This window comes from Enterobacter sp. SA197 (assembly GCF_054131575.1).
This window is the reverse complement of the sequence record NZ_CP096393.1, coordinates 3,526,602-3,540,265: the sequence shown is the minus strand read 5'-3', so window position 1 is coordinate 3,540,265 and position 13,664 is coordinate 3,526,602. Positions and strand designations below refer to the sequence as shown.

The 13,664-nt window shown below is 51.3% G+C and carries 10 protein-coding genes and 2 tRNA genes; 6 read left to right on the top strand and 6 right to left on the bottom strand.

The features are described 5' to 3' along the window. Positions 1–128: 128 nt before the first annotated feature. The 3 genes from M1D91_RS16620 to M1D91_RS16610 all read left to right on the top strand — a co-directional run bounded on the left by M1D91_RS16620 (position 129) and on the right by M1D91_RS16610 (position 2,711). Positions 129–204: transfer RNA gene (locus M1D91_RS16620), tRNA-Ala, on the top strand. 40 nt (positions 205–244) lie between these two features. Then, positions 245–320: transfer RNA gene (locus M1D91_RS16615), tRNA-Ala, on the top strand. 207 nt (positions 321–527) lie between these two features. Then, on the top strand, positions 528–2,711 hold the full coding sequence (locus M1D91_RS16610; RefSeq protein ID WP_437430607.1) for an EAL domain-containing protein: 2,184 nt from the start codon (positions 528–530) through the stop codon (positions 2,709–2,711). Between the two features lie 44 nt (positions 2,712–2,755). Here the strand turns inward: M1D91_RS16610 and nupC are convergent, their stop codons facing one another. Then, positions 2,756–3,958 (bottom strand): nucleoside permease NupC, encoded by a 1,203-nt coding sequence (gene nupC, locus M1D91_RS16605; protein WP_437430608.1) that lies wholly within the window; start codon positions 3,956–3,958, stop codon positions 2,756–2,758. A gap of 353 nt (positions 3,959–4,311) precedes the next feature. Between nupC and M1D91_RS16600 the strand changes: the two genes are divergently transcribed. Further along, positions 4,312–5,550, top strand: coding sequence for an Nramp family divalent metal transporter (locus M1D91_RS16600; RefSeq protein WP_437430609.1), 1,239 nt, complete (start codon positions 4,312–4,314; stop codon positions 5,548–5,550). A gap of 49 nt (positions 5,551–5,599) precedes the next feature. On the opposite strand, the gene M1D91_RS16595 is transcribed toward M1D91_RS16600, so the two are convergent. From M1D91_RS16595 to M1D91_RS16585, 3 genes are all read right to left on the bottom strand, one after another. Beyond that, positions 5,600–5,953 (bottom strand): DUF2502 domain-containing protein, encoded by a 354-nt coding sequence (locus M1D91_RS16595; protein ID WP_437430610.1) that lies wholly within the window; start codon positions 5,951–5,953, stop codon positions 5,600–5,602. Between the two features lie 112 nt (positions 5,954–6,065). Then, on the bottom strand, positions 6,066–7,064 hold the full coding sequence (mgrA, locus tag M1D91_RS16590) for an L-glyceraldehyde 3-phosphate reductase (protein WP_437430611.1): 999 nt from the start codon (positions 7,062–7,064) through the stop codon (positions 6,066–6,068). Positions 7,065–7,174: 110 nt separating this feature from the next. Next, positions 7,175–8,407 carry an ion channel protein gene (locus tag M1D91_RS16585; RefSeq protein WP_437430612.1) on the bottom strand — a complete coding sequence of 411 codons (1,233 nt, stop codon included), beginning with the start codon at positions 8,405–8,407 and terminating at the stop codon, positions 7,175–7,177. A gap of 202 nt (positions 8,408–8,609) precedes the next feature. On the opposite strand from M1D91_RS16585, the gene glk reads away from it, so the two are divergent. Continuing rightward, a complete protein-coding gene (glk, locus tag M1D91_RS16580) occupies positions 8,610–9,575 on the top strand; it encodes a glucokinase (RefSeq protein WP_437430613.1) in 966 nt (321 codons plus the stop codon). Here glk and M1D91_RS16575 read toward each other — a convergent pair. Together M1D91_RS16575 and M1D91_RS16570 are read right to left on the bottom strand one after the other, a co-directional pair. Further along, positions 9,572–10,300, bottom strand: coding sequence for a LytR/AlgR family response regulator transcription factor (locus tag M1D91_RS16575; RefSeq protein ID WP_437430614.1), 729 nt, complete (start codon positions 10,298–10,300; stop codon positions 9,572–9,574). The two genes, glk and M1D91_RS16575, sit on opposite strands and share 4 nt — an antisense overlap. An 11-nt stretch (positions 10,301–10,311) precedes the next feature. Then, positions 10,312–12,009 carry a LytS/YhcK type 5TM receptor domain-containing protein gene (locus tag M1D91_RS16570; RefSeq protein ID WP_437430615.1) on the bottom strand — a complete coding sequence of 566 codons (1,698 nt, stop codon included), beginning with the start codon at positions 12,007–12,009 and terminating at the stop codon, positions 10,312–10,314. 387 nt (positions 12,010–12,396) lie between these two features. Here M1D91_RS16570 and alaC point away from each other — a divergent pair, with 387 nt between their 5' ends. Further along, the gene (gene alaC, locus M1D91_RS16565) at positions 12,397–13,641 is read left to right on the top strand and encodes an alanine transaminase (protein WP_437430616.1); all 1,245 of its coding nucleotides are present in this window, start codon (positions 12,397–12,399) and stop codon (positions 13,639–13,641) included. Positions 13,642–13,664: the final 23 nt, after the last annotated feature.

Genomic DNA, 13,664 nt, shown 5'->3' with positions numbered 1-13,664 from the left:
GTGGCTTCGCAATGTTCTCCAGTTGTTTGCTTTTTCAGCGGTTGATTGCAGGCATATGATTTTGCCGTTGACACCTGGCGAGGGAATTCATATTATGCCGCCCGTCAACACGACACGCTTTACGCGATGGGGCTATAGCTCAGCTGGGAGAGCGCTTGCATGGCATGCAAGAGGTCAGCGGTTCGATCCCGCTTAGCTCCACCAAATCATCATCCCAGGTGAATTTGGTGCGTAAAGAAAATTTGGGGCTATAGCTCAGCTGGGAGAGCGCTTGCATGGCATGCAAGAGGTCAGCGGTTCGATCCCGCTTAGCTCCACCACTTTCAGACCCTCGCGTTTACGCGGGGGTTTTTGTTTTTCTACGCTCCATCTCCTGTAAATTCATTTCATTGTTGGTTGTTTAGTTTCATATTGTTAAAACCACCGTAATAAGCGTGCTTTATTGATCCGCCAACTTGCTTCACATTATGAATAAACCTATTATCCGGCCTACTCATAAAATGACCAGTCAGTGACAATTAGCGCCTATGAAAGTGAAAATGAATAAAAACGTTAGAACGTTTATCATAGCGTTAATTATTTGTTTATTCATTGTTCCTTTTTCACGCATTATTTCACCTGTTGCGGTAGTAGACTCCAGCCCTGTTTACCTCACCTGGTTACCGTTGAGCATCATGTTTTCTGTTTTATTATTATTTGGTCGCCGGGCTGTTTTACCGATTATCATAAGCTTTGCTGTTGTTAATCAATGGCTGTTAAATTTAACTTTAATGCAGGCGAGTATCCTTTTATTTTGCCAGTTACTACCCGCATTTGCCGCATGTGCCATCGTACGGTGGAAATTAGGTTCAAGGTGGCGTCATGGCATTCCTAATAAAAACATGGGGCTACGGATTTTTTTGCTGGGTTTTGCTACCCCGCTTGCCATAAAAGCATTGATGTATATCGCCGGACGCTGGTTTTCATTCCCGGTTTATCTGTCCAGTTACTTTGGGTCTGCATCGGTTGTTTACACTATTATCGACATCCAGAATCTGATTTGTGCTGCGCTTATCTTTACGATGATGTTCTATTACCCGCTTCGGATGATACTCAATCCACGCTATGGACGTGCATTCTGGTTAACGAACATTAAACCCTGTATAAGTAAGAAGAACCGACTTTTTACCTTTTCCTGGCTTTCTGCCCTTATTACATTACTCAGCACTCTCTGTTCTTATACGGAATCCGACTATATTGCCGGTTATCTGGTTCCGGTTATTTTTATTATTTTTACCCTTGCGGTCAGTAAATTACGATATCCGTTAATTATGCTTTTATGGCCACTTTCCGCATTTACGCTGCTGAGTTATAACCATCATTTTCTGGAAGGGGTGAATACGGAATATTCTCTGGCCTTCATTATGTCAGTCCTGATCTGCTTTTCCATCTGTCTGATATATATGACGAGAATTCATCATCGCAATGAGTGGATAAAGCGTCGCTGGCAGGAACAGGCCCTCACCGACCCTCTCACTGGTCTGCCTAACTTACGGGCGCTGGAGTTATGTCTGGCAGAAGTTCCGGACAATGTCGTCTGCTGTTTACATATGCATAACCTCGAATTTCTCAGCCGACATTACGGCATGATGATGCGGGTTCATTTTAAACGGAGCGTGACACGGGAATTGCAGCCATTCCTGCTGCGTGGAGAGCAGCTTTTTCAGTTGCCTGGCAGCGAATTAATTCTGGTTTTAAAGGGGGAGGGTGCCGTCGAGCGCCTCCATCAGATGGTTGCACATCTTAACAGTCGACGGATTTACTGGCACAACGACGGAATGGATGTGGAATTTGGCGCTTCCTGGGGGGAGATGAGCGGGGCAGGGGAGACACTCCACCATACGTTAGGGCAACTGAGCTGGTTATCAGAACAAGCCAGTATGACCCGGCAGGTTATGGCGTTAACCCTCAGCCTTAGCGATGTCAGCCTGCAGACGTCGGCGCGTGTGCATTTACTGCACCAGGTAAAACGCGCGCTGGATGAGAATGGGCTGGTGCTCTATGCACAACCTATTCAGGATGCAAATGGCAATGGCTATCACGAAATATTAACGCGGCTGATGAGTGACAACAGGATGCTAAGCCCGGCGCAATTTATCCCGGTGATTGCCCGCTTTAACCTCAGTTTGCGTTTCGATATGCATGTCTTTGAGACCCTTTTACAGTGGATGCATGCCCATCCTGCACCCTCCCCGGCAGCCCGTTTTTCAGTGAATCTCTTGCCACTTACCTTAATGCAAGAGGATGCGGGCCAGAAGCTGGTGGAACGTTGCGCTCGCTATGCTATTTCTCCCGGCGAAATCATCATCGAAGTAACCGAAGAGCAGGCCTTCTCAAACGCTGAAACCAGTATTAAAAACATTCAGCGTTTGCGTCAGGCTGGATTCAGGATAGCTATTGATGACTTTGGTACTGGCTACGCCAATTTTGAACGGCTCAAACGTCTGGAGGCCGATATCATCAAGATTGATGGCTGTTTCGTGCGAGATATCACCGAGGATCCGCAGGACATGCTAATCGTTAAAGCGATATGCGAGCTGGCGAAAGCTAAATCGTTGACGGTGGTGGCGGAGTATGTCGAATCTCAGGCGCAGCGGGAGCTGTTGCTTCAGGCGGGGGTGGATTATTTGCAGGGATACTTGCTTGGAAAACCGCAGCCACTAAAAAAATAAACCGGGGAAAATTCCCCGGTTTTGTTAAGCGTAATGAAACGTGATTACAGTACCAGAGCCGCGATGGACGCCGACAGCACGCTCACCAGGGTCGAACCATAAACCAGTTTCAGGCCGAAGCGAGAGACCACGTTGCCCTGCTCTTCATTCAGGCCCTTGATCGCACCAGCGATAATCCCGATGGAGGAGAAGTTAGCGAAGGACACCAGGAAGACTGACAGAATACCTTCTGCTCGTGGTGACAGCGTCGCGGCAATTTTTTGCAGATCCATCATGGCCACAAATTCGTTAGAAACAAGCTTCGTCGCCATAATGCTACCCACCTGCAGCGCTTCTGAAGACGGCACACCCATTACCCAGGCAATCGGATAGAAGATGTAACCGAGAATGCCCTGGAAGGAGATGCTGTAACCGAACCAGCCGGTTACGGTTGCGAAGAGGGCGTTCAGAGCCGCGATCAGTGCAATAAAGCCAATCAGCATCGCTGCAACAATAATGGCCACTTTAAAGCCCGCCAGAATGTATTCGCCCAGCATTTCGAAGAAGCTCTGGCCTTCATGCAGGTTGGACATCTGAATATTGTCTTCGCTTTCATCGACGCGGTACGGGTTAATCAGCGACAGCACGATAAAGGTGCTGAACATATTCAGAACCAGCGCAGCGACAACGTATTTCGGCTCCAGCATCGTCATATAGGCACCGACGATGGACATGGATACGGTAGACATCGCCGTTGCCGCCATGGTGTACATGCGGTTGCGGGACATCTTGCCCAGAATATCTTTGTACGCGATAAAGTTCTCAGACTGACCCAGAATCAGGGAGCTGACGGCGTTGAAAGACTCCAGCTTGCCCATGCCGTTAACTTTGGACAACACGGTCCCAATGGCACGGATGATGACCGGCAGCACGCGAATGTGTTGCAGAATACCAATCAGCGCAGAGATGAAGACAATCGGGCACAGTACTTTCAGGAAGAAGAATGCCAGACCTTCGTCATTCATTTTGCCGAAGACGAAGTTTGTCCCTTCGTTGGCGAACCCGAGCAGTTTTTCGAACATTTCGGAGAAGCCCTTTACAAAACCCAGACCAACGTCGGAGTTCAGGAAGAACCATGCCAACAGTACTTCGATCACGAGCAATTGAATAACAAAGCGAATGCGTATTTTTTTGCGGTCGCTGCTGACAAGGAGTGCAAGCAGCGCCACAACAGCAAGCGCCAGAACAAAGTGCAGAACGCGGGACATATTTGCTCCAAATATGAGACGGGTAGGAATTTCGTGCACATTCTATGTAACAAGAGGAAAGAAAACGAGATCAAACCCACAGTATATTAATGACCTGTGACCAGACTCAAAATTAGTGATCCAACATACATTTCGGTTATGTTAAGTAAAGAAGTGAAAGGTTGCACTTAAATGCTACACTCTTAACAGAATTGTGTGACCCACAATCGCTTTTAACCTCCGTCTACCATCATTGGTCCTTCAATCGTTTCTGGCTATCAGAGAAATCACGATAACGTACACTGGATGAACTTGATAATCATTCTCATTTTGGTAGCATTAAACATAGCAAAGGCTATATTAGAGGCAAAATAATGAGCAATAGTCGCGTTGAGAATAGCAGTGGGCGTACAGCGCGCAAATTACGGTTCGCGTTAATGGGACCGGCGTTCATTGCCGCCATCGGTTATATCGATCCCGGTAATTTTGCTACCAACATCCAGGCCGGTGCCAGCTTCGGCTATCAGTTGCTGTGGGTCGTCGTCTGGGCAAACCTGATGGCGATGTTGATTCAGGTGCTTTCAGCCAAGCTTGGAATTGCTACCGGTAAAAATCTCGCCGAACAGATACGCGATCATTACCCGCGCCCGCTGGTCTGGTTCTACTGGGTGCAGGCGGAAATCATCGCAATGGCAACCGATCTCGCGGAATTTATCGGTGCCGCCATCGGGTTTAAACTTATCCTCGGCGTCTCCCTCCTGCAGGGGGCGGTACTGACGGGGATTGCAACCTTCCTGATTTTAATGCTGCAACGCCGGGGGCAAAAGCCGCTGGAAAAAGTCATCGGCGGGTTACTGCTTTTTGTCGCGGCGGCCTATATCGTCGAGCTTGTCTTCTCGCAACCTGCGGTAGCGCCGCTGATGAAAGGCATCGTTATTCCGGCTCTGCCTGGTACCGAAGCTGTCTTCCTCGCGGCCGGAGTGCTGGGAGCAACCATCATGCCGCATGTCATTTATCTCCACTCCTCATTAACCCAGCATCTGCATGACGGCACCCGTCGTGAGCGTTACTCAGCGACCAAATGGGATGTCGGCATCGCCATGACGATTGCCGGTTTTGTGAATCTGGCAATGATGGCCACCGCGGCCGCCGCGTTCCATTTTAACGGTCACACCGGTGTTGCCGATCTTGACCAGGCTTATTTAACACTTGAGCCTTTGCTGAGCCACGCCGCGGCAACTATCTTTGGCTTGAGTCTGGTGGCCGCAGGCCTGTCATCTACCGTCGTAGGGACGCTGGCAGGGCAGGTGGTGATGCAGGGATTCGTGCGCTTTCACATTCCGTTGTGGGTACGTCGGACCATCACCATGATGCCTTCGTTTGTGGTGATTTTAATGGGGCTGGACCCGACGCGAATTCTGGTCATGAGCCAGGTTCTGCTGAGCTTTGGTATTGCGCTGGCGCTGGTACCGCTACTGGTATTCACCAGCAATCCGACGCTGATGGGCGAGCTGGTGAACACGCCCTGGGTGAAACGCACCGGCTGGCTGATAGTGATACTGGTGGTAGGGCTTAATGGCTGGTTGCTGGTGGGCACATTGCTCGGGTTATAAACGACATAAAAAAGGAGCGCTCGCGCTCCTTTTTGTGAATATCATCTACTTAGTGATGATGCCCATGTCCATGACCCCGCCCGTGACCGCGACCTGGGCCACGGTGATCGTCACGGTCGCGCCAGCCTTCACGGTAGCCACGCTCGTAGGCGCTGCGTTTATCCCAACCGCGATGATAGCCGCGATCGTGCGGACGCCAGCGATTATCACGCCATTCATAATGACGGCCCCAGTAATCACGATCGCGCCAGCGACCACCATCCCAATAGTTACCATAATTGTCGCGGTCGCCAATCTGTAACTTGATTGAGGGCAGCAGCGTGATTTCGCCCGCATGGGCGACACTGGTGACCAGAGGGGAAAACACGGTTAATGCTGCTGCAAGAATAAGTGACCTGAACATAGTTTTCTCCTTCACGAACGGGTCTGTTGCAGCAATATTATGTAACGTTTTACCCCGCATCTTCGGCACAACTCCTAAATCCGGGGTGACAGCATTTTTTGCTAAAATGCGATCAGCGGGCCTCTGCCAGCAGAGCATCGATAGCTTCACACTCGGCAGCGCTGAAATGACGGTTCGCCATCGCACCCACCGCATCATCCAACTGGCTGGTCTTGCTCGCCCCGATCAGTACGGAGGTCACTCTGTCGCCACGCAGCACCCAGGCCAGCGCCATTTGTGAAAGTTTTTGCCCACGTTTTGCTGCAATATCATTGAGCTGACGCACGATGGCCAGTTTCTCTTCTGTCAGTTGATCCGGATTCAGGAACCGACTGCCGCTGGCGGCACGGGAATCCGCTGGAATGCCGTTGAGATAGCGGTCAGTCAACTGGCCTCCGGCAAGCGGTGAAAAGGCAATACTGCCGACCCCTTTCTCAGCAAGCACGTCCAGCAGACCATCTTCTACCCAGCGGTCAAACAGGGAATATTTTGGCTGATGAATCAGGCAGGGGGTGCCTAAATCATTCAGTATATCAATTGCCTGGCGCGCCAGATCCGCCGGATAGTTGGACAGTCCCACATAGAGTGCTTTGCCCTGGCGTACCACGTGATCCAGCGCGCGCATGGTCTCTTTGAGCGGCGTTTGCGGATCCGGGCGATGATGATAAAAGATATCAACATACTCAAGCCCCATGCGGCGAAGGCTCTGGTCAAGGCTGGAAATCAGGTATTTACGTGAGCCCCAGTCACCGTAAGGGCCGTCCCACATGGTGTAACCGGCTTTGCTTGAGATAATCAGTTCATCGCGATAGGGCAGAAAGTCCTCCTGCAGGAGGCGACCAAAGTTACGCTCTGCCGAACCTGGCGGTGGACCATAGTTATTAGCAAGATCGAAATGGGTAATGCCCAGATCGAAAGCATGGCGAAGCAACTGGCGACTGTTTTCAATCAGCGTTGCATCGCCAAAGTTATGCCATAACCCCAGCGATACTGCCGGAAGTTTCAAACCGCTGTCGCCACAACGGCGGTAATCCATACGCTGGTAACGTGCTTCATCAGCCTGATAAACCATTCCGGTACCCTTATTTTTTTGGTGTATACGTTTACATAAAAGCAGGGTTGAGCTTACACCAGAGTGGCCCTTGCCGCTTATCCACGGGAAAAATATTCAGCATGGCGCAGCTAATTTTTCCGGGGAGCGATCATTATCGGCTTACCGGCAAGCAGTACCCACGCGGGCAGCATAACGATACATAGCAGAGGAAGCAGAGAGGTGTCAGGCACGACTGCGGCGGCCATAAACAGGCTGAGCCAGGCATCGCGAGTGACCACCAGCACGATACCGAGAATGGCACAGGAGACGGTTATCGCTGCCGGAACCGCTTCCACATGTTCATGGAGCATCAGGCCCAGCGCCACGCCAACGAATACCCCCGGGAAAATACGCCCGCCTCTGAAACCACAGGCTGCTGCGACCACCAGCGCGGCCAGCTTCACGACCGCGAAGAGAAGATAATCCGTCACCGTAAAGGTCTGGGAAAAGGCCATTTGCTGCATCTCCTCCAGCCCTTTAAACAGAGTGATATTCCCGCCGATAACCCCCAGTACCCCCAGCACGAAGCCACCGATGCCTAATGCGATGACCGGGTTTTTAATGCGCTGCATCAGCTGATGCAAGCGAGGCATACACCAGACGGCGACCATGCCGAGTGCTATGGCGATAGCGCAAACCACCGCACCGCTAAAAATATCAACGACATGCAGCTGCGTGTAATGGGCTATGGGCAAAGAGAAATGCGGCTGAAAGAAAACGTTGGTGGTCAATGCCCCTGCCGCCGCCGCCATGAGTGGCGCAAACAGTTTATCCCATAAGGGCACGTCATTGCTGGCATTAAGGGTCTGGGAAAAAATAAGTGCGGCTGCAACCGGGGTGCCAAACAGGGCGCCTATGGTTCCGGCTGAGGCGAGAATGGTCCAGTCCAGCGGGGCGACGCGTGGGAAAAGTTTGCCACCGAGCGCAACGGCAAGGGCAATATTCAGCACCATGATTGGATGTTCAGGACCAAGGCTTACCCCGCCGGCAAGACCGATGATAAGCGCAGCCGTAAGCCCCGGCAGGGCGGAGACCTGCACAGGGGCACCAATCAGCGGTTCACTTGCAGGGTCCGGCCCACCCTGACCTTTACTAAAACGAATCACCATCCCGACCGCGATACCGGTCAGTGTCAGTACCAGTACGACCCAGAAGGGGGCGTCCGGCGTAAAACCCATCCGATAGGGCAGGTGCTGCCAGAGAAGCTGTTGCAGTGCAGAGGCTATCTTCATAACCAGCAGGAGCACTAAACTGGAAGCGACACCTATTGCCAGGGCAGGGAGGGCCAGTAACAACATGGTTCTGGCGCGCGGATGAAGCATACTCGTTTCCTTTAGGCCGATTAACGGCATCACTTTACGCGTTACAAAAAAAGGTAAGTGCACACGCTACGGAAATCGTTACGTTAATATGTGACGCAGATCGATAATCATGGGGCACTCATGCTATGGTCGTTGTTGTTACAGCGCCTTGAATTTACAGTGTGCCAAAGATTTATTCTGACTTTAGCGGAGCCATAAAAGAATGACAAAATATGCTTTAGTAGGGGATGTGGGCGGCACCAATGCGCGACTTGCGTTGTGCGATGTCGACAGCGGCATCATTTCCCGGGCAAAAACCTATTCTGGTCTGGATTATCCAAGCCTTGAGGCCGTGGTACGTGTGTACCTTGAAGAGCATAAGGTCAGTGTTGAAGATGGCTGCATTGCCATTGCATGCCCCATTACCGGGGACTGGGTGGCGATGACCAACCATACCTGGGCTTTCTCTGTTCAGGAGATGAAAGCTAACCTTGGTTTCGCGCACTTAGAAATTATTAACGACTTTACCGCCGTCTCCATGGCCATTCCGATGCTTGATAAAGATCATCTGATTCAGTTTGGGGGAAAAGATGCGGTGGAAGGCAAACCTATTGCCGTCTACGGCGCCGGTACCGGGCTGGGCGTAGCCCATCTGGTGCACGTGGATAAACGCTGGGTCAGTCTGCCTGGCGAAGGCGGGCACGTTGACTTCGCGCCGAACAGCGAAGAAGAGGGGATTATCCTTGAAGAGCTGCGGGCAGAAATCGGCCACGTTTCAGCTGAACGCGTGCTGTCGGGCCCTGGCCTTATCAATCTGTACCGGGCTATTGTTAAATCGGATGGTCGCCTGCCGGAAAACCTGCAACCGAAAGACATCACGGAACGTGCGCTGGCTGACAGCTGCACTGATTGTCGTCGTGCCTTGTCCCTCTTTTGCGTCATCATGGGCCGTTTCGGCGGTAATCTGGCGCTCACGCTCGGTACGTTTGGTGGCGTTTACATCGCGGGCGGCATCGTGCCACGTTTCCTCGACTTTTTCACCGCCTCGGGCTTTCGTGGCGGCTTTGAAGATAAAGGGCGCTTTAAATCCTACGTTCAGGACATTCCGGTCTACCTGATCGTTCATGACAATCCAGGCCTGCTGGGCGCAGGCGCGCACCTGCGTCAGACGCTGGGTTTTTACCTCTAAAGATGCATTAACTGCCTGAACTCTTTGACTTTACTGCGGCTGACGGGCACCTGGAAATCAAGGTCCCGCAGCCGCACGATATAGGTATTGTTAAACCAGGGTTCAATCTCGCGAATCTTATCCAGATTGACGCAATATGAGCGGTGACAACGGAAAAAATGCGAGGCGGGAAGTTTGCTGCAAAACTCCGTGATATTCATGGGCATTACGAACGATTCCCGCTTCGTATAGACGAAGGTGAGTTTTTCATGGGCTTCAGCGTAATAAATATCATGGATACTGGTGACAATAATGCGCTCATCTTTCACCAGATTAATCGTCAGGTTTTCACGTAGCGCCGGCTGGCTGACCGCTCCGGTTTGTTGTTGCCAGGCGCTTTCCAGCTTTTGCAGCATGCTGATAATCCGCGACTCCTGATAGGGCTTCAGAATATAGTCAAAGGCTTCAAGCTCAAACGCCTCAACCGCATGTTCTTTCCATGCGGTAATAAACACAATAAACGGCTTATGGGCAAACTGGCTGATGTTTTGCGCCAGCAGAACACCATCCAGAGACGGGATGTTGATATCCAGAAATATGGCGTCGACTTTATTGTGTTGCAGGTATTTCAGCACATCCAGGCCGTCATCAAAAGTGCCCACAATTTCCATCTGGCTGTGCTCTTTAACCAGCCAGCTTAGCTCCTGTTGAGCCAGTATTTCATCTTCAACAATGATGGCTTTCATTCATTAATCTCTCAGGGCAACAAGGTTGCGGCCACCGCAGCGGGTGTAGCATGCATGGGAACATAAAAGGCGATTTCGGTGCCTTGCGAAAGGCGCTTAATGTGTAGCCCTTCGCCATAGAGTAATTTCACCCGCTGGTGAACGTTAAGCAGGCCAATTTTATTACCGGGCATCTCATTGGCTTCAACGCGGGCAATCATCTCTGGCGAAATGCCGTTTCCGGTGTCGCGTACGGCAACGCGTACACGCCGACCGCACTCCGCCACGCTGATGGTCACCACGCCTTTACCTTTACAGGGCTGAATACCATGCACAATGGCGTTTTCTACCAGCGGCTGAATAAGCAGACTGGGGATGACGCAACGCACTTCTTCATCAATATCGTAAATAACGGTGAGCTTATCGCCGAAGCGCGCCTGCTCAATCGCTATATAGTCTTTAATCTGATACAGCTCTCTCTGAATGTCGATTTGCTCATCATCTTTTAATTCAATGTTATAACGCAAATAGCGCGACAAATTAAAAATAAGCTGACGGGCGGTGTCCGGATTAAGGCGAATGGACGACGATATAGCGTTCAATGCATTAAACAGAAAATGGGGATTAATTTTACTCTGCAGGGCGCGTAACTCGGCCTTATTGGCCATTTCACGAAGTTGTTCAGCGCGAGAGACTTCCAGTTGAGTGGAGATAATTTGCGACAGGCCCACCGCCATTTCCTGAAGCGACGAAGTTATCTGATGCGCGTGACAGTAATAAATTTTCAGCGTGCCCGTAACGACACCCTGTTCCCATAACGGAATGACCAGCATGGAGTGAATTTCCGGCGTGCGATGTGCTTCGTCATTGTTTTTTATAATGATTTCGCCACTGTCGATCGCCTGTCTGGTGGTAGGGCTGATAATATCGTCATTATCATGATAATTATCTTCACCGACGCCGACGTAAACCAGTACATGGTCAACATTGGTAATGGCGACAGCGTCTGCATCAATATCGCGGCGGATAATATCGCAGACCTTGCGCAACGAGGCGTTATTAACATTGCGAAAGAGCGGCAGCGTTTTATTGGCAATATCCAGCGCCAGTTTCGCCTGCCGCCCGGCGATGGCCTCTTTTTCACCTTCCACACTTTGCACCAGCAGAACAATCAAGCCGATGCAAACGCTCCCCAGAATCATCGGCACACCGATTTTTGAGACAATATCCAGCCCCAGCGCTGTGGTCGGTGCCCAGATAACCACCAGGGTCATAGTCAGGGTCTCGCATAACATTCCGGCGATAATGCCCGCGCTCCAGTGCCTGGTTTTCGGGATCTTAATATTTATCCATCCCGACAGAATGCCGGCAATAATACTGGTGATTAAACAGGGCACGGCGGTCACGCCACCGATATCAATCAGATAGCGATGGATCCCGGCGATAACGCCGGTGATTATCCCCACCCAGGGGCCAAAAAGGATCCCGCCGGACATCACGGCGATAATGCGCACATTGACCAGCGACCCTTCAACCGGCACGCCGGACCAGGTGCTGAAGAGGGCAAAGAGGGAGAAGATAGCCGTAACGGCCAGCAGCTCTTTTGGCGTGTGGGCTGTTTTATGCAGCAACTCGCGAAAGAGACGGATGCGGATCAGAAAAAAGAGGCAGATCAGCATCAACGCCGCGCGATCGAACACCGCCAACAGCATGTTGAATATTTCGTGCACGGAAAACCCATGTAAAAAGCGTGAAAAAGCTATGATAAAAAACATCAGTGCAGATGACCAGTTAAGTGCGCCAGTGATGCAATGAGGAAAAACCACTTCCTTAAAAGGGGATTGTGGTCAGGCGTGCGATTTTCTGGGTTCCGTCGGAAAATGGGCAGTTAATGTGTAAATTTAATGATATCAATATGTTAATTTTTTAATGCAACCAGCGATTTAACACGCCATCATTCTTAATTCGTGATGATTACTCTTCCTCTTTTACCAGACGGCATTATTTTTTCATTTCCTCTCGACAGCCGCTTTTTTTTCAGGCTATTTTCTTAGGACGCCACCATCGTGGCAGCGTCGCTCGGACGGTCCGGGCGCTAACGTTAATCTGAGGAATCTATGGCTGAATTCAGTCCTGAACGCCGTTTCACGCGTATCGATCGTCTCCCCCCTTATGTATTTAATATCACCGCTGAACTGAAAATGGCTGCGCGTCGGCGCGGCGAAGACATTATCGACTTCAGCATGGGGAACCCTGATGGTGCGACGCCGCCCCATATCGTTGAAAAACTCTGCACCGTTGTTCAGCGTCCGGATACGCACGGCTATTCGACCTCACGCGGTATTCCGCGTCTGCGCCGCGCCATTTCCCGCTGGTATCAGGAGCGGTATGACGTTGATATCTGCCCGGAAACGGAAGCCATTGTCACCATAGGTTCAAAAGAGGGGCTGGCACACCTGATGCTGGCCACTCTGGATCATGGCGATACCGTACTGGTGCCCAACCCCAGCTACCCAATCCACATTTACGGTGCGGTCATTGCCGGCGCGCAGGTCCGTTCCGTTCCCCTGGTGGAGGGTGTCGATTTCTTCAACGAACTGGAACGCGCTATTCGCGAGAGTTACCCGAAGCCCAAAATGATGATTCTGGGTTTCCCCTCCAACCCCACCGCGCAGTGTGTCGAACTGTCGTTCTTCGAAAAAGTGGTGGCGCTGGCCAAACGTTATGATGTGCTGGTGGTACACGATCTGGCTTACGCCGATATCGTTTATGACGGCTGGAAAGCACCGTCGATTATGCAGGTGCCGGGCGCGCGTGATGTTGCGGTAGAATTTTTCACCCTGTCAAAAAGCTACAACATGGCAGGCTGGCGTATCGGCTTTATGGTAGGTAATAAAACCCTGGTCAATGCGCTTGCGCGTATTAAAAGCTACCACGATTACGGCACCTTTACGCCGTTGCAGGTGGCGGCAATCGCAGCGCTTGAGGGCGATCAGCAGTGCGTGCGTGATATTGCCGCCCAGTACAAGCGTCGTCGCGATGTGCTGGTTAAAGGCTTGCACGAAGCGGGGTGGATGGTCGAGATGCCAAAAGCGTCGATGTATGTCTGGGCAAAAATTCCGGAACCCTACGCTGCGATGGGCTCACTGGAATTTGCCAAAAAAATGCTTCAGGAGGCGAAAGTCTGCGTCTCTCCGGGCATCGGTTTTGGCGATTATGGTGACACCCATGTGCGCTTTGCCCTGATAGAAAACCGCGATCGTATTCGCCAGGCGGTACGCGGGATAAAAGCTATGTTCCGTGCAGATGGCTTACTGCCAGCCTCCGGGAAAGCGGCCTCGGAAGAGGCGAATCAGCCCTGATACCACGGCGTAGCGAGAAGACA